The following is a 22,860-nucleotide window of genomic DNA, read 5'->3' as shown; positions in this document are numbered from 1 at the left end:
ATAGGGTCTCATATGAGTTTTTGGGAAAAGTATAATTACTGGGTTGAAAATGGCTATTTTGACGATGAAACTAAAAAAGAATTGTTAGGTATAAGACATAATGAAGAAGAGATAGAGGATAGATTTTATAAGGATTTGGAGTTTGGAACAGGGGGATTAAGAGGCAAGATAGGTGCTGGTACTAATAGAATGAACAAATATACTGTTGCTAAAACTACACAAGGTTTAGCTAATTATATTATCAAAAATTCTGATAGTCAACAACGAAGAGTAGTTATAGCATATGATTCTAGATATAAATCAGATGAATTTGCAAAAATAGCAGCGTTGGTGCTATGTACTAATAATATAAAAGTATATCTATTTGAAGATATAAGAAGTACACCTGAGCTATCATTTGCTATAAGATATTTTAAGGCTAATGCTGGAATAGTTATTACAGCTAGTCATAATCCAGCAGAATATAATGGTTATAAGGCATATGGAAGTGATGGTGGTCAATTTTTATCATATGAAGCAGATAAAATAATAGAAGAAGCAAGAAAAATTGAAGATATTACAAAGATAAGTATTATAGAGGAATCAAAAGCTAAAGAACTAAATCTTTTAGAAATAATAGGTAAAGAAGTAGATGATAAGTATATAGAAGAAGTAAAAAAGTATTCTTTAAGAGAGGACATAGATAAAGGTATTAAGATAGTATATACACCACTTCATGGAACAGGTAATATTCCTGTGAGAAGGGTATTAAGTGAAAGAGGATTTAAAAATATATATGTAGTTAAAGAACAAGAAAATCCTGATTATAAATTTTCTACAGTTAAATATCCTAATCCTGAAGAAAAGGAAGCCTTTAAACTTGCTATAGAATTAGGGAAAAGCATAGACAGTGATATACTTATAGGAACTGATCCAGATTGTGATAGAGTAGGAGTTGTAGTTAAGGATACAAAAGGAGAGTATATTTCTTTAAAGGGAAATGAGATAGGAGCTTTACTTTTGGACTATATTCTAAGAGAAAGAAAAGAAAGAGGAATGTTATCTAATAATAGTGTACTTATAAAAACTATAGTAACAAGTGAATTAGGAAGAACTATAGGACAAAGCTATGGGGTTAAAACAATAGATACTCTCACAGGATTTAAATATATAGGAGATAAAATAGGAGAGTTTGAGGAAACTGGAAAGTTTACCTTTGAATTTGGTTATGAGGAAAGTCACGGGTATCTTCCAGGAGGATATGTTAGAGATAAAGACGGAGTTGTGACTTCTATGCTTATATGTGAAATGGCAGGATATTATAAATCGAATGGAATGACTTTGCATGAAGCAGTGGAAAACTTATATAATAGATTTGGATACTTTGTAGATGATTTATATTCTATAAAGTTAGAAGGAATAGAAGGTAGAAAAAAGATAGAAGATATAATGAACTTATTTAGAGTTGATTATCCTAAAGATATAAAAAACCTGAGATTATTACAGGTAAGTGACTATAAAGAAAGTAAGACTTATCTATCAAATGGAGATGTTAAAGAGATAGACTTACCTAAAGAAAATGTAATGAAGTTTGTATTTGAAGATAATTCTTGGTATGCATTAAGACCTTCTGGAACAGAGCCAAAACTTAAAATATATATAACAGGAACAGGTAAGACAAGGGAAGACGCAATTAAAAAAGCTAGGCTTATAAAAGATATTATACAGGCAAAAATAAAGCATATAATATAAAGTATTAAATATAAAAAACATTACAAGAAAGGTTAATTAGTAAAAATACCTTACTGTAATGTTTTATTTTTTATAATGCTTTTGTCAAACCTGTAACTATTGATTTAGCTAGATCCATTATAAATGATAGCCTTACATTATGTAGAGCGAATCCATTTGAAGATTTACCATCATTAACAATTCCGATTATAGATAAATCACCTACAGATTGAAGTTTTTTACCTACTCCTTTTCCAGGATAAATAGGACCTTTTCTTATTTGTATACTTCCTATGGATTCTTTTTCACCTAAACTTGCATCTATAGCTATTATGAAAGCATTGGGATGTTTCTGTTTAATATTATATAGTTTTTTGCTTAAGTTAACGGCATGTATAGGGTCTTCTACAGTTCCATAAACATTTATGGGAAAGTTTTTTTCTTTTAACATAGTTCCTACTAAAGGTCCTAGGCAATCTCCTATACATCTATCAGTACCTATGCAAACTATAATAACATCATTATATTTATTATCTTTATGTAAAAAAGGTTTTACATACCTTCCTATTAATTCAGAGGCAGAGTTATTAGTAAAAGAGACACTTATTTCATTAATAGAATACAAAAAAGCACACCCCCAGAAAATATAGTATTAAATATATATTGGGGATAGCTAAATATTATTCTATATATTAATAATTGGACACTTAAAACTAAAAGATATAGGGTGAACTAGTATATTGCGCTAATTAAATCTTAATAATGTTAAAAATACTATAATAATATCTTTCCTTAAAAGTCTAATGATTTAAAACCAGTAATTTCAATATAAAAAGCTAACTATCATAATGAGTTAAATTAATAATATTTAATATTAATGTATATTAGTTATTGAATAGAGAAAGAATATATAAGGAATTTAAAGGAAATACTATAAAAAAGAAGAAAAGTAGGAGGTGAATATCGTGAAAAAAAGACACTTATATTATTCTCTTATAGCAATTATTTTCACTATTATCACAGTTACAGTTATAATGACATTTAAGGTAACTATAGATTATTCAAAAACAGAAAAAGTAGGGGATATCCCCTACTTTTATTTGAATAAAGGTAAGTATTGATAACTAATATCGTCATCATTTACTATAAATTCAAGATATCTTAAGCTATTTAAGTTTACTCCTCCATTTAAATCAGGATTATTTATACCAATATATCTTACTCCATCTTTGACATCTACAACATTATATCCTTGTCCATATATTACAAATATATCTTTTCCTTTAAGAGCTTGTTCAGAAAGGACATTATGGAATAATTCTGCTTCTAAAGCATCACTGAATCCACCCCATCCGTATACAGGCTTAGGAAGTAGTATAACTATTTTGTTTTTATCATTGTAGCTGATTCCTTCTTTTAGCCACAACCATTGATTAGGATTTGTAAGTCTTATTCCGTTCTTAGAATTATCTATTTTTATAAAAGACAAGTCTTTATCATTCATATGTTGATAACCTGATACTATCGGCATATTAACCGAATTTGATCCTTGAGTAACACTACTTGTCATAGGACCCATGAAAAATGCATACTTGCTATTCATTACACGATCTCTTATACCATTTGCAGCATTTTGTTTAAAGCTATTATTAAGATTGTCTATTCCAAAAGTTACTATAAATTTGTATCCATTGTCTTTAATAGTACCTTGCTTATAGCTTTCATCTGATGCTTTTGTAGATCCAGGAAGTATGGAAGTATCCACACCATCAAATTCCTTGCTGTATAAAGCTTTAAGTCCGTCTATTAGGATATTGCTTACTACCTTAGTATTAGGATCAGGCTGAGCTGCATATACTCTTTGTAAAGTAACAGGATAGCTAACATTTGAAGGAATATCTGCAGTTACCCATTTCCATCCATTCCAATTTATATTTCTAGCAAAATCTATTTTATGTGCTTGTCCTTTAGAATCGACTATGTCTCCTCTTAACCAACTATTATCGTTATTACCATATACCCACATTCCGACCCCTTGAGGATTGTCTTGTAGCTTGATACCATTACTACCAAATAATACATAAGCAGCTCTAGTTGCGTTAGTTTTGGTAAAGTCATAGTTTAATTTAACTGAATAACTACCAACTTTGCTTTCATTGCTAACTTCTATACTTGCAGGAACAAGGTCTTTAGGATAAGAGGTATGGTTTATACTATTTAAGTTTTCTAGTTCATCTATGGATTTTTCTACACTACCAACTGTTACTAATATATTTTTAATAGCGTCTCCTAATTTACCTACTATAGCTCCTGAGTTAGAAGACTCACTACTGTAAAATACACCATTTTTTACAGAACCAACATTACCAACTACTTCCCAATTTATATCATTAGGATCTATTTTAGCAACTTGACCTTTACCATTTTTACCAGACATATTACCTAAACTTCTTTGACTTGATACTCCTATTCCAAGCTTATTAATGTCTGTTATTATTTCTTTTGGACTACTTAAAACATTTATCTTGTGTTCAGCAATTATACCATTAAAGTTTGCTTTTACTGTTCCAGTACCTACTTGATTAGCAGTAAGAGTGTTTCCATTAAATACTCCATTTATCCCTTCGATGGAGAAAGTAGTACCACTTGTATCTACATTTAAAGGATGATAATATTCATCATAAACTTTTATAGAGAACTTTCTTGTAGTATTTACAAACATTTTACTATCATCAGTATGTATAGTTATATATTTAGGAGCACCAATAGGTGCATTATCAAATATACCTACACCATTTATAACTTTCCTTTCGCTACCATCAGATGGATTATTAACTAGTACAGGGAGATTATTTTCTCTAGTCTTAACTGCCATTGTTGTAGATCCGCCACCATCGAAGTTTATGGCATCATGTGCTCCAAATGCAATCATCATATCTGCAAGAACGTCTTGACTAACTCCTTGAAACGTTTTATCCCTGCCGTCTATAGTTAGCATAATTAATTGTTTTTTATCTTTGGACATTCCTATAGCAGTTCTAGGATGATTTCCCTTTATATTAATGTCAAATTTTGCTCTTACACCATCTTTGACTAAAAGACTTCCTCCACCTACTGCCATAGAGATATTGTTAAAGTTAGGAGCACCTTTTACATCTAAGTTAACATGAGTTCCAACAGGAAAAGTATTTATTAGTTGATTTTTAACTTTACCTCTGCCACATAGTACATAACCGTTATTAGGAATTGTTATTGGAGCTTTTCCCACTCTAACTTCTCTTACTATATTATCAGTTACTACAACTTCAACCATATCTTTGAACTTATTTCCATGAGTCTTTTGTCCCCAATTACTATCGTACATTATAACTTCTTCATGATTTCTAGTATCTTTGTTTATAGCAAAGAGAGAAACACCTTGTCCACTGTTTTTATTTATTGCTTTTACTTCCCAATCCCAGTAAAGCATAAAAGGATTTTTATCTTTATCAATAGCAAAAACAGGTACATGCGCATTACTATGATGAGCTGGTGTAGATACAACTTTTCCATCTGATATTACTGCTCCTATAGGAAAAGAGCTGTGTTCATTTGCGAAAAAGTCACCATTTATACCAGCAATTGCCCCTGATTCCTTCATCATATCAGTTACTTTTTCTTTATGAGATACACCTTTATTACTAAAAAGAGAACCTATTTTAGTATATTGATCGTTTAAATTTACCCTAAGAATATTTATATTCCACCAACCATTAGAGTGAAATTGTTTTATAGATTCATGTACTACACCACTTGATAAGTTCTTACTTATCTTATTTTCATGTAATAAGGTAGGATAAGCAAAGGCATTAGAAAAAGTACACAAACATATTGCTAAAGAAGAAACCCCTACCACTATTTTTTTGAGAAATCTGTTCACATAACCCCTCCTTTTGTTTAAGTATATATTTAACCTTAAAGACTAGTATGTTATTTTTTACTTTTTAGACAACAAAAGCCTTTAATCATTAGTATTAATTATATAATAAACCATATTTGGACTAGTTTACAAATATATTACAGAATAAACTGAAAAAAATCATCACTTTATATATAAAAGTGACATAAATTAAAAATAAGTAAATGAAGAAAATAAAAAAAGCTGAGATATTAATCTCAGCTTTTAAATATGGTCGGGGTGGAGGGACTCGAACCCCCGGCCCCATGGTCCCAAACCACGTGCGCTACCAAACTGCGCTACACCCCGATAGTTTTTTCAACTCACTACTCGTAAATTATAGATGATTTAATTAATAAATTCAACGTCTAATTTTCGACAATTTCAGTCAAAACATTAGATTAGTATTTGATATATCTATAAATCTTTGGATTAAGCTAATTATCTTTAGAATTACAGTTATGTAATATAAATTTAAATGTATAGTAATTTATAAAAAGTCATAAAGAAGTAAAATGTTTATGGAGGAAATACTTTATAATATATTATATTTCAATAATATTTACTTAATTATTATATTATTAAGTGGTATAGTATAATGTCGGCCATATAATATTATATGCAAATAGGGGTAATAAGTTCCGATTAAATTATATACACTTTAAATAGGGATATATATTATATAGTTAGATATTTATCAAGATCTAATATAATACAGATTATAGAATTCTTAAATAATATGAGCATTAGAAGTGAGTGAGGGGAAGATTTTGGAAATATTAAGTCTTATAAAGAAAGAGTATATTGTAATGCTACTAGCAGCTACACCTATATCTGAATTAAGAGGGGCTATCCCTTTCGGAATATCATTAGGGTTAAGTCCTTTAAATAGCACTATTATAAGTATAATAGGAAATATAGTTCCAGTACCATTTTTACTTATACTTCTAGAACCTATTTTTAAATACTTTGAAAATGTAATAGGAATAGGACGTATACTTACATGGGCTAAGAATAAAGGAATGAAACATAAAGAAAAGATAAAAAAATATAGTGTATTTGGACTTTTTATATTAGTTGCTGTTCCGCTTCCGTCGACAGGTGCCTGGACTGGATGTGTGGTAGCCACGCTTTTTAAAATAAAGTTTAGAGATGCTATGATAGCTATAATATCTGGAATAGTTGCATCAGGAATAGTAGTATTTCTATTAAGCTATAAAGTAGTATCATTACTTTAGTATAGAAGTTGGAAACTGATTTAATACATTAGAAATAATTACATAATCGAGACTTGTGCTTCTTTTAGAAAATAGGTTTTATAATATGAAATATATGTTTTGGTTAATACGTTGACTATAATATACAGACGCTATGTTAAGTTAAATCTTAAATAGACAATAAATAACCAAAATAACATAATATGGAATATTTTATACGGGAAAGCATTGACTTTGAAAAGCTTTTATGGTAGAATCATGTCAGTATAAATAGAATGAAAAACTTGATTACCTTATCAAGAGAGGTGGAGGGAATAGGCCCTGTGAAACCCGGCAACCGATAATCTAAGTCGGTGCTAAGTCCTACAGAATTGAAGTTCTGGAAGATGAGGTCTTTGTCTAATAAGAATGATAACCTCTTCCTTTTGGAAGGGGTTTTTTATTATATTATCATTAAAAAGTTAATATGATAAAAACTTTAGACGAAATTAGTAAATATTTACAATAAAGCTTAAGATATATTTTCAATATATTAAATAGCAAGCGAGAAGACAAGTATAGGGAGTGATAATTTAAAATGAGAAAATGGCTATTTACCTCAGAATCAGTAACAGAGGGGCACCCAGATAAAATATGTGATCAAATCTCAGATTCCATATTAGATGCTATACTTACAAACGATCCAGATGCCAGAGTGGCTTGTGAAACATCTGTTACAACAGGATTAGTACTTGTATCAGGAGAAATAACAACTAAATGTTATGTGGATATTCCTAAAGTTGTAAGAAAAACAATAGAAGATATAGGGTATACTAGAGCAAAGTATGGATTTGATTGTGATACTTGTGCTGTACTTACTTCTATAGATGAACAATCACCAGATATAGCTATGGGCGTAGATGAAGCTTTAGAACATAGAGAAGGTAAGGTAGATGACTTAGATTCAATAGGAGCTGGAGACCAAGGTATAATGTTCGGTTTTGCATGTAACGAAACACCAGAACTCATGCCACTTCCAATAGCTCTTGCACATAAACTAGCTAGAAGGCTAAGTGAAGTTAGAAAAAATGGTACGTTAGACTATTTAAGACCAGACGGAAAAACTCAAGTTACAGTAGAGTATCATGATAATAAACCAGTTAGAGTAGATGCTATAGTTATATCAACTCAACATTGTCCTGAAGTAGATTTAAAAACTATAGAAAAAGATTTAAAAGAACACATTATTTCTAAAATTATACCAGCAAACTTACTTGATGATAATACTAAATACTATATAAATCCAACAGGTAGATTTGTAGTAGGTGGTCCTCAAGGAGATGCAGGATTAACTGGTAGAAAGATAATAGTAGATACTTATGGTGGGTATGCAAGACACGGAGGAGGAGCTTTTTCAGGAAAAGATCCTACAAAAGTTGATAGATCAGCTGCATATGCTGCAAGATATGTTGCAAAAAACATAGTTGCCGCAGGTTTAGCAGATAAATGTGAAGTTCAACTTGCATATGCAATTGGAGTTGCAAAACCAGTATCTATATTGGTAGATACTTTTGGAACTAACAAAATTGAAGAAAGTAAAATAGAAGAATTAGTAAGAAATAATTTTGATTTAAGACCTGCTGCTATTATAAGAGACTTAGACTTAAGAAGACCTCTTTATAAACAAGTAGCTGCTTATGGCCATTTTGGAAGATCAGATATTGATTTACCTTGGGAGAAAACTGATAAAGCTGAAATTTTAAGAAAACAAGGTTTGTAAAAAATATACAACTGTGTTTGAAATAAAGCTCGTCATGAATTGACGAGTTTTATTGTTCCTGGATACTTTTCAAGCTAAATATAATCATTAATTATAACCAACGACACTATCTACAATGAATATTATCTAATAAAATAATCAATTGTATATCAATTACAAAATGTGAAATATTGATAAGAAATAGTGGTATTGTTTCGATATTTGTATATAATGGAATTAAGCTTATAATAAAATCATCTGATGACTTTATGATTAACTTATACCTACGATCTTTCGGTAATAATTCTTCTGTATGTTTTTGTTAATACTATTTAAGAATTCCTAAATTTAGATTATTATATTAGTAGTAGATTAAAAGAAACCTTAAAAAAGAGATCTTAAATATAAAAATCTGAATAGAGGAGATCAGGATGAATCAGACACAAAGAATTAAGAGGGTTAACAAAACAACAGCTGTACAAAAGGCATTAGAAAATCTCAGAGAGTATATAAAGGATACAGTTAGTGAAGTTCTTCCAAATGAAGATGAACTTTCAAGATATCTTGGAGTAAGTAGACTTACAGTTAGAGAAGCTACAACAGTTTTAGAAAGGGAAGGGGTGGTTTCTAGGGTACAGGGGAAAGGAACTTTAATTAATTCTTTTGTAACAAAACTTGAAAACAGAATAGACTGTGGAAGTGATATAGAAGGTTGTCTTCGACAAAATGGGTATGATGTTAGATTTGAAGTTGATGAACTAGAATTTAGAAAAGCAACAAAAGTAGAAGAATCTAAGCTTGGATTAAATCCTGAAGATAGTATTCTTGTAGTGAAAAAGATACTATATGCTAATGAAATGGCTGCAGCAGTTTATATAGATAGAGTACCAGAAAAACTTTTAAAGACGAAGAAATTTACAGCTGAAGACTTAAGACCTTGTATTTTTCCAACTATAGAAAGCCTATGTCAGAAATCCATAACTCATGATGTAGTTCAGTTATATCCTCATGGAGCTGACGAAGACTTAGCAAGAATATTTAATATTGAGATAAATACACCAATATTAAGGTTTGATGTACTTGAATATACCTCTGATAGTATTACCTTGATGTACAATACAGAATTTTATACTGATAAGTTCATAAAATTCACGCTATGTAGAAATGTAGCATATAAGGAATAAGTTATATGAGCTTAAGACGTATTATGCAAAGATAGCTAAGTTAGTTTATTTAAGTTATCGGAAAACGTATCTTAAGGAGGAAGGAAGATGGAAAAGCAAAACCCTTCAGCAACTCAGTGGATCATTAAAATATTAATGAATATTTTGGGATTATTCTTATGCGGGCTGGCTATTGTGTTAGCTGTAAAATGTGGACTTGGAGCAAATCCTTGGGATGCATTACAAGTAGGAATGAGTAATTATCTGCCCATAACCTTAGGGCAGGCTTCCCAAATAATAGCATTTGTCATTCTAGTATTCAATCTGACTAGAAAAGTAATACCAGGTGTAGGAACATTACTAAATGCTTATTTTATAGGTTTTTTCATAGATGTTTCAATGAAGTTTGGAATTGAAACACCTAATGGAATTCCTATGCAAGCTCTCATGTTGTTTGCAAGTCTTGTATTATTTGGATTTGGAATAGTAATTGCACTAAAAGCCAGAATAGGAGTAGGATCTAGAGATGCACTTATGGAGTATCTCGTAAATACAACAAAAGTATCTGTTCTATATATAAGAGCTGTATTAGAAATATTTGCTGTGATAGGAGCTATATTTCTGAAAGGGCCTATGGGAATTGGAACAATAATAGCTGCTTTAACACTAGGGTACTTTATACAGTTTGCAGCTAAAGTTATAGACTATGACTTTGACATTAATAAACACTATACATTTAAAGATATGATAGATGACAGAAGGAAAAATAAAGAGCAACAAGCTGAGTAGTATATAAGTTTTTAAGAAATATTTATTAGGTGATGATATTAAGGAGGTTAATTTCGTGACTAAATCGCTTTTTATAGAGAATGTTAAAACTGTGGTTACATGTGATGAAAATGATAATGTTATGGAAAACGTTAACATATATATAGAAGACGGTATAATTAAAAATATAGGTACAGATAAGTTTAATGCAGATGAAATTATAGATGGAAAAAATATGATAGCTTATCCTGGACTTATTAATACACATCATCATTTATATCAAACATTTACAAGGAATCTTCCTCAAGTTCAAAATATGGAACTTTTTGATTGGCTTGTAACACTATATGAAATTTGGAAGGGATTAGATACAGATGTAATAAGATATAGTTCATTTGTCGGAATGGGAGATCTACTTAAAAATGGATGTACTACTTGCTTTGATCATCATTATGTATTTCCTCAGACTACAAGTGAACAACTTATAGATGTTCAGTTTCAGGCTGCATCAGAACTTGGAATTAGAATGCATGCTTCAAGAGGAAGTATGTCTCTAAGTAAAAAAGATGGTGGTCTTCCTCCAGATTCAGTGGTTCAAGATTTAGATAAGATATTATATGATTCAGAAAGACTTGTCAAAAAGTATCATGATAATAGTGAATTTTCAATGAGACAGGTAGTTTTAGCTCCTTGTTCTCCATTTAGTGTAACAGGAGAATTAATGAAAGAGTCTGCTATACTTGCAAGAAAACTAGGGGTTAGACTTCATACTCACTTAGCAGAGACTCTTGATGAAGAGAAGTTTACATTAGAAAAATTCAATATGAGACCTCTTGAATATATGGAAAGTCTAGGATGGATTGGAGAAGATGTATGGTATGCCCATGGAATACACTTTAATGACGATGAACTAAAAAAGCTAGCTGAAACAAAAACTGGAGTTGCTCATTGTCCTATATCTAACATGAAGCTATCTTCAGGAATAGCTAGAATTCCAGAAATGATAGATCTTGATATACCTGTAGGTCTTGCAGTAGATGGAAGTGCAAGTAATGATGGATCAAATTTACTTGAAGAAATAAGAGTTTCATATCTTCTACACAGATTAAATTCAAGTCGTAAGGCTCCAACAGGATATGATATATTAAAGCTTGCTACAAAAGGTGGTGCAAGATTACTTGGGAGAAAAGATATTGGAGAACTTTCGGTAGGAAAAGCAGCAGACTTGTTTATGATAAATACTAATAGACTTGAATTTGTAGGAACTCAATATGATCCTAAGTCAGTTCTAGGAACTGTAGGAGTAAAAGGAAGTGTAGACTATACTATAGTTGGAGGAAAGACTGTAGTAAAAGATGGAAAGCTCCTAACTATAGATGAAGAAAAAATAGTACATGAAGCAAATTCTAAGGTAGAGGAACTTGTTAAAAAGGCTTAATATTTAAACCCTGCTTACTTATTAGCAGGGTTTATTTTTGTACAATTTTATCATTTGATGGAACAATACATATATTGGTTTTCATATTATGATAGTAAAACCTTCAAAATAATAGTTTTGAAATCTATAAGTAGAGGGTGAATAATATGAGTATAATATTTACCATAATCGTATATGTATTTTTCATATATGGAGTAATAGAATTTGGAAGAAACATATATATAGATATTATCAATGGGAATAAACCAGAAAGTCTTAGTAAAATAACTGTTTATGTACATGATGAAGAACATATAGATTATTTACTGAACATTTTAAGAAGAAATTTTAAGAATATAGTTTTTGTAATGCCAAATGAGGATGATAGTATTGAATCAGAAAAAGAGTCAAATAAAACTAAAGAAAAAAAGATTGAATATAAAATCTTGGATAAATAGTAGTTATATACTGACTTATTAAATAATTAATATTAATTATTTAATAAGTCAGTATTTTTTAGGACTTAAGTCTATTTCAAGATTACTAACAATGAATTTTATGTAATTCATATATCATAATAAATGAATTATATAGATATCCTTAAATGATATATGTATATTTCCTAAATTAAATATTTTAATATTTTAACTTAATATGTACTTACCTAGGTAATAAGGAAGAGGAGTACTCCTTAATATTGGAGGAAAGTATGTATTCGGAAATCGCAAGATTATATAAGGAGTCTTTGGAAGGAAAAGATCAATCTATTGGAAAGTTAATAGTAAATTTAAAGCCATTAATTATAAATTCAATTAAAAAATATTATAATAACTACAATTTATTTGATGATCTTATTCAAGAAGGAAATGAAATTATTTTAAGAGTTTTAAAGACAATGACGTTTGAAAGTGAGAAACACTTTTTAGGATATGTAAAAAATGCTCTTAGATTTCATTACTTGGACAAGCATAAGCAAAAAAATATGGATATATCTTTGAATCAAACTATATCACAAGATGAAAAGATAGAGATGATAGATACTATAATAGATGAATCATTAACTCAAGAAGAAATGGTTATTAAGAACGAAGAAGTAAATATACTATGGAAGGGAATATTATCTCTGACAGAAAGACAACAAGAGATTATTACACTTTATTATATAGAAAGAAAACCTATAGAATATATAGCTAGAACTTTAAATATTTCATACAGAACTGTAGTTAATACAAAATCGACTGCTCTTAAAAGACTAAAAAAAATAATAACTAAAAAATAATAAAAAGTATAGTAAAAAATCAACTCTCATTCTATATAGGTAATGAAAGGGAGGTGATAAGATGCCAGCTACATCAGAAATTAAAAAATCAAAGTTAAAGCTTGTATTTAAAACAGGAGAAAATGAAAGGGGAGAAGACATATTAAATTCAAAAATATTTCAAAATATTAAGCCTGCATCAAGTAATGATGATGTATATGAAGTAGCTAAGACTTTGATAGGACTTCAAAATCTAGAGTCAAGAAATGTAATAAGAGTAAACGAATTAGAAATTCAAGAACAATAATTAATTTAACTAAAAAATTTAGAAAGGAGGTAATTCAATGGCATCTAAAAAGTTAAATATGGTATTTAGAACAGCTAAAGGTTCAAGGTCAACTATTTCTATAGAAAATGTAAAAGATGATGTAACTGAAGTAGAGGTTAAATCTGCTATGGATGATATTTTATCTAGAAATGTATTTGCTACTGAAAAAAATGGAGAACTTGCATCTATTGTAGAAGCTAAAATAGTTTCAACTGATATAGTAAAATTAAATGTACAGTAGAATGTTACATGCTTAAAAAAGCCTGAATTTACAGGCTTTTTTAAGTATATGTATTAATTATTTAGGAGGATCAATAAAAAAATAATATAGATATATTTATTATAATAGGAGTGATATTATGAATGAATTTTATAACTATATATCAAATCTAGGATTTCCTATAGTCGTATCTATATATTTATTGGTACGAATAGAAGGAAAACTAGATGAATTAACAAATAGTATAAATAACTTGTCAAAAGTGTTATTATTATCTAAGGATGATATTTAGATAATAATATACTTATCTATAATTTTTTTCAATAGATATGTATACAGTATAATAAAAAAACTATTAAACATTTGTAGTTTTTAAGATACAATATATTCGAGAGGAATTAGTAAAAAGTATAAAGGAGAGAAGAAAATGACTACTATTAATTGTAAAGAAATTGCAGCAAACATAAGAAAAGGATTAGGAGAGAAGGTTAGTAGCTTAACTGAAAAATATGGAGAAAAACCATTTCTTGAAATAGTACAAGTTGGAGCTCATCCATCATCAGTTTCTTATGTAAAAAGCATAGAAAGAACTTGTGATAATATGGGAGTAAATCATCGCCTATCAATATATGATGAAAATATATCAGAAGAAGAACTTGTAAAAGTTATAGAAACTTTAAACTCAGATGATAGTGTACATGGAGTAATAATCCAATATCCTCTTCCACAGCACTTAGACCAAGATAGAATAGCAAACACACTTTCACCAGATAAAGACGTAGACTGTGTGAATTCTACTAATCTTGGAAAGTTATTCATGGGTGTAAAAGGAATAGTTCCTTGTACTCCAAAAGGGATGATGAGAATATTAGAAGAAAGTGGAGTAGATTTAGTAGGAAAAGAAGTTGTTGTTGTAGGTAATGGTCGTACAGTAGGTAAGCCTATTTCTCAATTACTATTACATAGTGGTGCTACTGTAACAGTTTGTCACGTACAAACTAAAGATCTAAAAAAACATGTAAAAGAAGCTGATGTTGTTATATGTGCAGCTGGAAAAGCTGGACTTGTAACAGGAGATATGGTTAAAGATGGAGTAGTTGTAGTTGATGCTGCAATTAATGTTATAGGAGATAAAATAGTTGGAGATGCTGATTTTGAAGAAGTATCTAAAAAAGCTTCACTTATAACTCCAGTTCCAGGTGGAGTAGGAACTACAACAAATGCTATGTTAATTGAGAACTTATTAGAATTATTTGTATCTCATAAAGAAAAATAAGAAAGAAATATAGCTTAAAATATCTTTAGGAAAATAGCTAAGCAGTCTAATTTCTCTACTTTTGTTAGAATAGATTGCTTAGTTTTTTTCTTTAAAATATAAGTAACAGAAAATATTATGTGAAATTGTCTAAAAAATTAAATATAATTTAATGTAAACACGAAAAATGACGAAATACGTATAAAAACGTTATTGATTTATAATTAAAATAAATCTATAATAAACTTATAGTACATAGAACTTATAAATGTCAAGAAAACGTTTTCACAAATGTTTTCTCATCTATCAATTTACAATTAAAAGTAAAAGCTATATAAGCTTAGATTTTTTATTTACTATAAAACAAGAAACGAAAATGTGATATTCATTATATTACTCTAAACAATATACTTAGGACATTGACATTTTTAAATAGAACAAAAGAGTCATTTCCAATATTCTATTCATATTAATTTTCATATAAGTTAGTTATTATACGATAGAGTTCTTTGAGATAAAAAACTCGAGAAAACTTAATAAATATTTTTAATTATATGAAACTATAACTATATATGTATCATTTCAACTATAGTATTGTTAATTTTTTAACATAAAATCCTTATATATTATTCAGAATAAAAAATATTAATAAAATTAATAACTTTAGTTTAAACTATATGAAGCATATGGTAAAAAGCTTCAAATAAATAAATTTTACTTATAATTGTAACTTTATATAAAGTTTAATTAACTAACAAGATATTTTTTAGGAGACCTTACTGATTTAATTAAAAAGTATTAACATCTATCAAATTCAAAGGAGGGGAACTTAATGACCATTCAAGATATTTTAGCTGCAATAGCAGTAGTTGTTAATGGCTTACCTCAGGGAATCTTAGCATTATCATTTGGGTTTGCTGCATTTCCTACAGCGTTGGCATTCTTAGTAGGTCCCGTTGGTATGCTTTTATCTGGTCAAGTTGCACCAATTTCATTTCAGGCTGAAGCCATAGTATTAGCAGGTACAATGGGTAAAGATAGAAATGAAAGACTTAATATTGTATTTTTTACAGGTATAGTAATGGCATTAATAGGGGGAATAGGTCTTTTACAACCTACAGTAGATTTTATTGGGACATCTATATTAAGTGGTATGATGGCTGGTGTTGGTATAATCTTAGCAAAATTAGCAATAGACATGATTAAAGGAAATAAGATAATAAGCGGAATTTCTATAGCTTCTGCTATACTTATTTACTTCATAACAAATGACTTAGTGTATACAATAGTTGGTAGTGTATTTTTAAGTTCAGCTATCTGGATTTTTATGAGGAAAAATGCTGTTTCTGAAAACGAAGAAGAAATAAATCTTGAACATGAAAAGCTAATTCCTTTGAAAATAAAGGTGAACTCTAATATTATTCGAAAAGTTCTTGCATTAGTTACCTTACAAATAGGAGGAAATATTGCTTATTCAAGTGTAACAGGAAGTTTGGCAAAAAGTGCTGTTAATGTGGATATGATAACTCTTTATTCAGGTATAGCTGACTCTATAAGTGCATTCTTTGGAGGGGGACCTGTAGAAGCAATAATAAGTGGAACAGCAGTTGCGCCTAATCCAGTAATAGCTGGTGTTTTAATGATGCTTATTATGGCAGCTATATTATTCGCAAAATTACTTCCAAGGATAGGTAAATATGTACCTAATGAATCTATTGCAGGATTCCTTTTAGTACTTGGTGCTATAGTTGTATTTCCAACAAATATAAAACCAGGAATTGAAGCAGATCCAATAACAGCAGGGGTAGCAACAATTGTTACAGCTACTATAGATCCTTTTGTAGGTATGTTAGCAGGAATAGTTGTAAGGTTTTTAATAGGCGCTTTTTAGTAAAAATAAATATCTAATAAGTTTTTATTAATATAAAATAATATTACACTTTAGGAGGGTTTAATATGCCAATAAACAATTTAGGAAAAATAAAAAAAGAAGATTGTGCTGTGATAATTATTGATATGCAATATGATTTTATTGCAGAAGGAGCTCCCATAGAATGTCCAGGAGGGAGAGAGGTAATTTCTAACATACAAAAACTAAAAAAATGGGCTAAAAAAAATGATATACCTGTAATGTATACTCAAGAGGTTCACAGAAAGCAAAAGGTTGACTTTGGACTTGAGCTTGAAAGAAGCGAACCTGAACACTGTCTATATGGAACTTGTGGAGTAGAAATAATTGACGAGCTTAAGCCAGATGATGATGACTATGTTATATTAAAGAGAAGATACAGTGGATTTTATTTAACAGATCTAGAAATTCTTATGAGAGGACTTAAGAAGAATGCATTAATTATTACTGGAGCAGCTACAAATGTATGTGTATATGCTACTGCACTTGATGCTCAACAAAGAGATATGAATGCAATAGTAGTTTCAGACTGTGTTGCCGGTACTGATGTAGAACTTCATAAAGCTTTTCTTAAGAATATTGACTATGTAATAGGTGATGTTGTAGACGTAGATTCTTTAATTGAAACTTTTGATAATAATAAATAAATATATTAAATATTGCTTATAGTTTGAAATAATGATGTTTTTAAAAACCTCTTTAATATTATAAAATATCAAAGAGGTTTTTTTATGTTCTTATAGAATATTTATTTATATAGAAAAATTACCTAAAATTGTAAGCATGTTTTAAAATACTACAGAAGAGGAAAAGGACATTGAGTATATCTTGATGTTTTTTTATAAAGTTGACATCGAACATATGTTTCTATATAATCTACTAAAAAGGGGGAAGTCTGGTAATGGGGAGTATAGAAAAAATTGTTTCGTCAGGAATAAAAGCTGTAGTTCCTGTTTATCTGAATATGAAAGGAAATGCTACGTTAATAATAACAGATACTCAAAAAGATATTTACGTATATAAAAACATAAAGACAGTCATGAATATGATAGCAAGACACTTTATGATAGATTTGAAACAAACTAGAAAATATTATGGTAATATTATAGGCAGCAAAAATTCAGTACCTATTGTATTTAATATTAATAATATATTTATTCCTGGGAAAGTTAGAAATACTATATCTAAAAATGATGGGGCATTTGGATATTTTAATTTAATACATATACAAACTATAAATAAGAAGAATGAAAAAGTAGAAATAGTGCTAAGAGATGACAGGGTAGTAGATGTAATACAAAGTTATAAAGTAATGCAGAGGAATATAAGAAATGGAAGCATAATACGAGATATACATACATCGCATATAAGTGGATTATACTCTGATAGAGTTAAAGAATGTTTAATAGAGTACAATAAACCTGCAACTAAGGCCGACATATTATCAATAAAAAATGAAATTTCAAAGATAAATAACCTCCTAAAAACACTCACTGATACAAAATAAATATACTTTATAGAAGATATTTCAAGAGATTATGCAGACGATATAGCATTAGCGTTAAATTTAGAAAAGAAATAAAAAGGTTAGGATTAATTTCCTAATCTTTTTATTTCTTCATCACAAAATAATATTTTATTTTTAATTTTAAGATATTTGTTTTTTTCTTCAATGTAATAGGTAATAGGTGTACTAAATAGCATTAAACGCTTATATTTTTAATAGCTAATAACAATATTATTCTTTTGTCATTTTATAATAATTATATAAAATAACTAAGATTAATATTTATTTATATAATATTGAGTTTATAGATTATTTCTATATAGATTTATATAATTTTAGTTATTTTTTTGTGGACTTATCTCTTTATTCTATCTTTCGGTCCATCTTTTCATAGATTTGTTCACATACTCCCAGTCTACCGTTTTTAAATTATTTATTGCCTCTTCACCATAAACAAGATTTTCGGATTCTTTATCTGTTAGATTCACATTTTTATTTGTTGGTGAATTTATCTTGTCTAGAGCTAGTGATTTCTGTACTTCTTCACTTAGCATCCAATCTATGAATTTTTCTGCTAATTTCTTATTTTTTGTACCTTTTACTATATTAATTGTTTCCATTAGTGGATAAGTACCTTCTTCTGGTTGTACCCATTTTGCCGTCGGAATATTATCTTTTATAGTCTCAACTTCAAAACTATATGTATCCATAACATCAGTTCCTCCTATTGAAAACTGGTTTATAGCTTCTACGGCTTTTACGTGAAATTTTGGTTTATTTTCAGTTAGTTCTTTAATTTTTTCAAAAACTTTATCCTCATCTTTTTTGATATCTACACCTGCTTGTTCTGCCGCGATTAATAGGAGAAACTTACCTCCAGATATTGAGATATCACTCAGTGAGACTTTACCTTTTAACTCGGGCTTCCATAAATCTCCCCATGATGTAATCGGTTCTTTTACTTTATCAGAATTATATATTAATCCATAACTTGCTATACCATAAGAAGGGCCATAGTCTTTCCCTAGTGGAAACTTAAACATCTCATATAAATTTTCTATATTAGGTATATTTTTACGATCCATTTTTTCTATTAGACCTTCTTCTATTGCTTGCATTGCGACATAATCTGTAAAAAGCACTACATCTACTTTACTTTTATCAATTTTAAGTTTTTCTAGTCTTTTAAGATTATTTCCGAGTTCAACTACTATTTTTACGTTATGTTTTTCTTCAAATGGTTTAATAACATTTTTTTTGAATAATTCTTCATTAAACTCAAACATTGATACTACTAATGTTTCTTTATTCTTATCATTAATAACTTGTCCGCCTTTACTTTGACATCCAGATAATCCTAGCGTTAATATCAAAGAAGCTAAGAGTATTAAACTTGTTTTTTTCTTCATTTTTCATTTTATCCTCCTTTATCTGATAAGTTAGCAATTTATAATAATTATTTACATATATTACATATAATAACATATAACAACAAATATTCAAGATATATCAATTCGGAAAAAATATATTTAAAAAATATATTAATACAAAAAAGAGTAGGAAAAATTCCCTACTTTTTTTATTTATTATAAAATGGCTAAGATTAATGTAATTATCATTAGTATTGATAATATTATAAAAGTGGCACATCTCATTGTACTTCCTGCTTTTCGTTGTCTACCAGACCTCGTTGTCGGTATACCTGTTTTTCTATAAAAGTTCTGTTTCGTTTTTGTAACACCAGTAGCCCTTTTCCATGAAAAACCACCTTTACCCATATCAATTTCTCCTCAAGTTTGTTTTTTTATTTTAAAAAGTATTATAACAATATATACATAAAAGGCTATCGAAAAAAAGTAGAAATTAGTTATCTAATATGTGGATCAAATTAAGTAAATGATATTGTTTTGTTTGACATCAAAAAATCGTCAAAAATTTAATTCGCTTTATTGTATTTCATGTTATATGATTTCTAATAATATAGCTGTAAACATTGATTTAAGCTATATGTTGTAATTAATGTGTTATAAGTTGTACTAAGAAATATACATACATGATATAATAAAATTAACATAAATATTCGGAGGTAAACAAAGTGCTAACTTTACAGGGAACTGTTGAAGAAATAATATTTCAAAATGAAAACAACGGATATTCAGTAGCAATATTAGAAACTGAAGATGATGTAGTAACAATAGTGGGAAGCATCCCACTATTGAGTATGGGAGAAACTATCAGTGTTCAAGGTGAATGGATTGAACATCACAATTATGGACAACAGTTTAAAGTGGAAACATATTCTATGGTTACACCTTCTACTCTTAATGGAATAATAAAATATCTTTCATCAGGTCTAATACCAGGAATAGGACCTAAAACTGCTGAAAAGATAGTAGAAAAATTCGGTAAAGATTCTCTAGATATACTTCAATACAATCCAGAAAGGCTAAAAGAAGTAGGAGGAATAGGAGATAAGAAGATAGAGAAAATAGCTGGAGCTTTTATAGAGCAGAGAGAGTTAAGGGAAATAATGATGTTTTTACAAGGATATGATATAAGTCCAAATTTGGGGATACGCATATATAGGAAATATGGGAGTGAAACTATAAAAAAAATAAACGAAAATCCATATAGACTGTCAGAAGACATAATAGGAATAGGATTCAAAATGTCTGATAAGATAGCTCAAAGTATGGGAGTAGACTTTAACTCTAAATATAGAATAAATGCTGGAATAAAATTTAAGCTAATGGAATCTTCTACAGAAGGTCACACATATATACCAAAAGATGAGCTAATAGAAAAATCATCACAAATGCTTGAGGTAGATAAAGGTATTATAGAAGATGGAATAACTGCACTTGCACTTAAACAAGAGATACAGTTAGAAAACTTTAATGGAGAAATATGTGTATATAGTATGCCACTTTATTATGCTGAAACAAATGTAAGTAAAAAAATAGTAGAGTTATCACAAGGAGAAATAAAAAAACTTGATATAAATATAGAAGAGAAAATAATATCTATTGAAGAAGAAAGTGATATAAAGTTAGCAGAGAATCAAAAAGAAGCTATAAGACAGGCTATTGAAAATGGGCTACTAGTAATTACTGGTGGGCCAGGTACGGGTAAGACAACAACTATTAATAGTATAATAAGAATATTTGAAGATTGTGAACTTGATATAGTATTAGCGGCTCCTACAGGTAGAGCGGCTAAAAGAATGTCTGAAGCTACTAAAAGGGAGGCTAAGACTATTCATAGACTATTAGAATATGGATTCGCAGATGATGAGCTTGGTATGGTATTTGGCAAGGATGAAGGAACCCCTATAGAAGCAGATGTAATCATAATAGATGAGATGTCGATGGTAGATATATTACTTATGAATAATCTATTAAAAGCTATTATGCAAGGAACTAGAGTTATATTAGTTGGAGATATAGATCAGCTTCCATCAGTTGGAGCAGGAAATGTACTGAGAGATATTATAGAAAGTAAAATAGTAAAAGTAGTAAGATTGAATGAAATATTTAGACAGGCTCAGGAAAGTATGATTGTAGTAAATGCCCATAAAATAAATAAGGGAGAGTTCCCACATTTAAATGTAAAAGAAAAAGATTTCTTTTTTATGAGTAGAACTTCTCCTAATAAAGTAGTGGAAACAGTCATAGAATTAGCAAAAGAAAGATTACCAAAGTATAATAACTATGACTCTTTGAGAGACATACAAATACTCACATGTATGAAAAAAGGAGACACAGGAGTAAATGTGTTGAATGAAAAGTTACAAGAGGCATTAAATCCTAAATCTAAATATAAAAAAGAGAGAAAGATAGGAGATACTATATTTAGAGTTGGAGATAAGGTAATGCAAATTAAAAATAATTATAATACCAAGTGGAAACAGTTAGAAGATGGTCAAGTAGTTCAAGAAGGAGAAGGTGTATTTAACGGAGACTTTGGATTTATAACATATATGGATGAAGAAGAAAGTGAGCTAACGGTTCTTTTTGATGATAATAAAGAGGTAACATATAGCTTTAGTCAACTGGATGAACTTAAGTTAGCTTATGCAACTACTGTTCATAAGAGTCAAGGAAGTGAATTTCCTGTAGTCATAATGCCAATATACTGGGGACCACCTATGCTACTTACTAGAAATTTGTTATATACAGCTATTACAAGATCAAAAGAACTGGTTGTACTAGTTGGAATGGAAAAGTACTTAGCATATATGATAAATAATAATAAAATAACTAAGAGATATTCGGGACTTAATAATAGATTATTTAAAGTTTTTGAATTTATGATGAGTTAGATACGGATGAATTTATAGTTATAAATTAAGAAATTTTATAATAATAACTTAGCATGTAGGGATATACATACCTTGATATAAGAGGTGGTATATCCCTATTAATTTGTTATGA

The 22,860-nt window shown here is 29.1% G+C and carries 21 protein-coding genes, 1 tRNA gene and 1 riboswitch; of the genes, 17 read left to right on the top strand and 5 right to left on the bottom strand.

The window, feature by feature from the left end:
• The first annotated feature begins 12 nt into the window (after positions 1 to 12).
• Positions 13 to 1,731: a phospho-sugar mutase gene (locus CLPU_RS02540; RefSeq protein ID WP_050354075.1), complete on the top strand. Its 1,719-nt coding sequence runs from the start codon at positions 13 to 15 to the stop codon at positions 1,729 to 1,731.
• A 70-nt stretch (positions 1,732 to 1,801) separates the two neighbouring features.
• Here CLPU_RS02540 and yyaC read toward each other — a convergent pair whose 3' ends face one another.
• The gene (gene yyaC / locus CLPU_RS02535; protein ID WP_200898451.1) at positions 1,802 to 2,335 is read right to left on the bottom strand and encodes a spore protease YyaC; all 534 of its coding nucleotides are present in this window, start codon (positions 2,333 to 2,335) and stop codon (positions 1,802 to 1,804) included.
• Between the two features lie 340 nt (positions 2,336 to 2,675).
• On the opposite strand from yyaC, the gene CLPU_RS17125 reads away from it, so the two are divergent.
• Complete coding sequence (locus CLPU_RS17125; protein ID WP_157857693.1) at positions 2,676 to 2,831, top strand: hypothetical protein; 156 nt, start codon at positions 2,676 to 2,678, stop codon at positions 2,829 to 2,831.
• On the opposite strand, the gene CLPU_RS02530 is transcribed toward CLPU_RS17125, so the two are convergent.
• Together CLPU_RS02530 and CLPU_RS02525 are read right to left on the bottom strand one after the other, a co-directional pair.
• Positions 2,807 to 5,629, bottom strand: a complete 2,823-nt coding sequence (locus CLPU_RS02530) for a phosphodiester glycosidase family protein (protein ID WP_050354074.1) — start codon at positions 5,627 to 5,629, stop codon at positions 2,807 to 2,809. The genes CLPU_RS17125 and CLPU_RS02530 overlap by 25 nt on opposite strands.
• A 250-nt stretch (positions 5,630 to 5,879) precedes the next feature.
• Positions 5,880 to 5,956, bottom strand: a tRNA-Pro gene (locus CLPU_RS02525).
• Positions 5,957 to 6,417: 461 nt separating this feature from the next.
• On the opposite strand from CLPU_RS02525, the gene CLPU_RS02520 reads away from it, so the two are divergent.
• The 14 genes from CLPU_RS02520 to CLPU_RS02460 all read left to right on the top strand — a co-directional run bounded on the left by CLPU_RS02520 (position 6,418) and on the right by CLPU_RS02460 (position 18,427).
• Positions 6,418 to 6,885 (top strand): COG2426 family protein, encoded by a 468-nt coding sequence (locus CLPU_RS02520; protein WP_235436087.1) that lies wholly within the window; start codon positions 6,418 to 6,420, stop codon positions 6,883 to 6,885.
• Positions 6,886 to 7,154: 269 nt separating this feature from the next.
• Positions 7,155 to 7,257, top strand: a riboswitch (SAM riboswitch).
• Between the two features lie 184 nt (positions 7,258 to 7,441).
• Positions 7,442 to 8,623 (top strand): methionine adenosyltransferase, encoded by a 1,182-nt coding sequence (metK, locus tag CLPU_RS02515; RefSeq protein WP_050354073.1) that lies wholly within the window; start codon positions 7,442 to 7,444, stop codon positions 8,621 to 8,623.
• 410 nt (positions 8,624 to 9,033) lie between these two features.
• On the top strand, positions 9,034 to 9,786 hold the full coding sequence (locus CLPU_RS02510) for a GntR family transcriptional regulator (protein ID WP_050354072.1): 753 nt from the start codon (positions 9,034 to 9,036) through the stop codon (positions 9,784 to 9,786).
• An 87-nt stretch (positions 9,787 to 9,873) separates the two neighbouring features.
• Positions 9,874 to 10,554: a YczE/YyaS/YitT family protein gene (locus CLPU_RS02505; protein ID WP_050354071.1), complete on the top strand. Its 681-nt coding sequence runs from the start codon at positions 9,874 to 9,876 to the stop codon at positions 10,552 to 10,554.
• 55 nt (positions 10,555 to 10,609) lie between these two features.
• Positions 10,610 to 11,971, top strand: coding sequence for an 8-oxoguanine deaminase (locus tag CLPU_RS02500; RefSeq protein ID WP_050354070.1), 1,362 nt, complete (start codon positions 10,610 to 10,612; stop codon positions 11,969 to 11,971).
• Positions 11,972 to 12,117: 146 nt separating this feature from the next.
• Positions 12,118 to 12,408 (top strand): hypothetical protein, encoded by a 291-nt coding sequence (locus tag CLPU_RS02495; RefSeq protein WP_050354069.1) that lies wholly within the window; start codon positions 12,118 to 12,120, stop codon positions 12,406 to 12,408.
• A 251-nt stretch (positions 12,409 to 12,659) separates the two neighbouring features.
• Entirely contained in the window at positions 12,660 to 13,229 is a 570-nt protein-coding gene (locus CLPU_RS02490; protein ID WP_050354068.1) for a sigma-70 family RNA polymerase sigma factor, read from the top strand.
• A 61-nt stretch (positions 13,230 to 13,290) separates the two neighbouring features.
• A complete protein-coding gene (locus CLPU_RS02485) occupies positions 13,291 to 13,515 on the top strand; it encodes a DUF1659 domain-containing protein (RefSeq protein ID WP_050354067.1) in 225 nt (74 codons plus the stop codon).
• A 37-nt stretch (positions 13,516 to 13,552) separates the two neighbouring features.
• The gene (locus CLPU_RS02480) at positions 13,553 to 13,777 is read left to right on the top strand and encodes a DUF2922 domain-containing protein (protein ID WP_050354066.1); all 225 of its coding nucleotides are present in this window, start codon (positions 13,553 to 13,555) and stop codon (positions 13,775 to 13,777) included.
• 118 nt (positions 13,778 to 13,895) lie between these two features.
• Positions 13,896 to 14,048 (top strand): YvrJ family protein, encoded by a 153-nt coding sequence (locus tag CLPU_RS16495; protein ID WP_082154033.1) that lies wholly within the window; start codon positions 13,896 to 13,898, stop codon positions 14,046 to 14,048.
• Positions 14,049 to 14,183: 135 nt separating this feature from the next.
• Positions 14,184 to 15,032, top strand: a complete 849-nt coding sequence (locus CLPU_RS02475; RefSeq protein ID WP_050354065.1) for a bifunctional 5,10-methylenetetrahydrofolate dehydrogenase/5,10-methenyltetrahydrofolate cyclohydrolase — start codon at positions 14,184 to 14,186, stop codon at positions 15,030 to 15,032.
• Between the two features lie 811 nt (positions 15,033 to 15,843).
• Positions 15,844 to 16,902, top strand: coding sequence for a guanine permease (locus CLPU_RS02470; RefSeq protein ID WP_050354064.1), 1,059 nt, complete (start codon positions 15,844 to 15,846; stop codon positions 16,900 to 16,902).
• Positions 16,903 to 16,967: 65 nt separating this feature from the next.
• On the top strand, positions 16,968 to 17,567 hold the full coding sequence (locus tag CLPU_RS02465; RefSeq protein WP_050354063.1) for an isochorismatase family protein: 600 nt from the start codon (positions 16,968 to 16,970) through the stop codon (positions 17,565 to 17,567).
• A 254-nt stretch (positions 17,568 to 17,821) separates the two neighbouring features.
• The gene (locus CLPU_RS02460; RefSeq protein ID WP_050354062.1) at positions 17,822 to 18,427 is read left to right on the top strand and encodes a competence protein ComK; all 606 of its coding nucleotides are present in this window, start codon (positions 17,822 to 17,824) and stop codon (positions 18,425 to 18,427) included.
• Between the two features lie 368 nt (positions 18,428 to 18,795).
• On the opposite strand, the gene CLPU_RS02455 is transcribed toward CLPU_RS02460, so the two are convergent.
• The gene (locus tag CLPU_RS02455) at positions 18,796 to 19,836 is read right to left on the bottom strand and encodes an ABC transporter substrate-binding protein (RefSeq protein ID WP_050354061.1); all 1,041 of its coding nucleotides are present in this window, start codon (positions 19,834 to 19,836) and stop codon (positions 18,796 to 18,798) included.
• 177 nt (positions 19,837 to 20,013) lie between these two features.
• A complete protein-coding gene (locus tag CLPU_RS02450) occupies positions 20,014 to 20,205 on the bottom strand; it encodes a hypothetical protein (RefSeq protein ID WP_050354060.1) in 192 nt (63 codons plus the stop codon).
• A 317-nt stretch (positions 20,206 to 20,522) separates the two neighbouring features.
• On the opposite strand from CLPU_RS02450, the gene recD2 reads away from it, so the two are divergent.
• Complete coding sequence (recD2, locus tag CLPU_RS02445) at positions 20,523 to 22,748, top strand: SF1B family DNA helicase RecD2 (protein ID WP_050354059.1); 2,226 nt, start codon at positions 20,523 to 20,525, stop codon at positions 22,746 to 22,748.
• Positions 22,749 to 22,860: the final 112 nt, after the last annotated feature.

The sequence above is a fragment of the Gottschalkia purinilytica genome (assembly GCF_001190785.1).
Lineage (GTDB): Bacteria > Bacillota > Clostridia > Tissierellales > Gottschalkiaceae > Gottschalkia_A > Gottschalkia_A purinilytica.
The sequence above is the reverse complement of the archived record's forward strand: the minus strand, read 5'-3'. Positions and strand labels throughout refer to the sequence as shown.

What these genes read in the sequence shown, in the direction of transcription:
- CLPU_RS02485 (WP_050354067.1), top strand. Translation starts at nt 13,291, where the DNA reads ATGCCAGCTACATCAGAAATTAAAAAATCAAAGTTAAAGCTTGTATTT.
- CLPU_RS02460 (WP_050354062.1), top strand. Translation starts at nt 17,822, where the DNA reads ATGGGGAGTATAGAAAAAATTGTTTCGTCAGGAATAAAAGCTGTAGTT.
- CLPU_RS02540 (WP_050354075.1), top strand. Translation starts at nt 13, where the DNA reads ATGAGTTTTTGGGAAAAGTATAATTACTGGGTTGAAAATGGCTATTTT.
- CLPU_RS16495 (WP_082154033.1), top strand. Translation starts at nt 13,896, where the DNA reads ATGAATGAATTTTATAACTATATATCAAATCTAGGATTTCCTATAGTC.
- CLPU_RS02470 (WP_050354064.1), top strand. Translation starts at nt 15,844, where the DNA reads ATGACCATTCAAGATATTTTAGCTGCAATAGCAGTAGTTGTTAATGGC.
- CLPU_RS02465 (WP_050354063.1), top strand. Translation starts at nt 16,968, where the DNA reads ATGCCAATAAACAATTTAGGAAAAATAAAAAAAGAAGATTGTGCTGTG.
- CLPU_RS02490 (WP_050354068.1), top strand. Translation starts at nt 12,660, where the DNA reads ATGTATTCGGAAATCGCAAGATTATATAAGGAGTCTTTGGAAGGAAAA.
- CLPU_RS02505 (WP_050354071.1), top strand. Translation starts at nt 9,874, where the DNA reads ATGGAAAAGCAAAACCCTTCAGCAACTCAGTGGATCATTAAAATATTA.
- CLPU_RS02450 (WP_050354060.1), bottom strand. Translation starts at nt 20,205, where the DNA reads ATGGGTAAAGGTGGTTTTTCATGGAAAAGGGCTACTGGTGTTACAAAA.
- CLPU_RS02480 (WP_050354066.1), top strand. Translation starts at nt 13,553, where the DNA reads ATGGCATCTAAAAAGTTAAATATGGTATTTAGAACAGCTAAAGGTTCA.
- CLPU_RS02455 (WP_050354061.1), bottom strand. Translation starts at nt 19,836, where the DNA reads ATGAAGAAAAAAACAAGTTTAATACTCTTAGCTTCTTTGATATTAACG.
- CLPU_RS02495 (WP_050354069.1), top strand. Translation starts at nt 12,118, where the DNA reads ATGAGTATAATATTTACCATAATCGTATATGTATTTTTCATATATGGA.
- CLPU_RS02475 (WP_050354065.1), top strand. Translation starts at nt 14,184, where the DNA reads ATGACTACTATTAATTGTAAAGAAATTGCAGCAAACATAAGAAAAGGA.
- CLPU_RS02510 (WP_050354072.1), top strand. Translation starts at nt 9,034, where the DNA reads ATGAATCAGACACAAAGAATTAAGAGGGTTAACAAAACAACAGCTGTA.
- metK (WP_050354073.1), top strand. Translation starts at nt 7,442, where the DNA reads ATGAGAAAATGGCTATTTACCTCAGAATCAGTAACAGAGGGGCACCCA.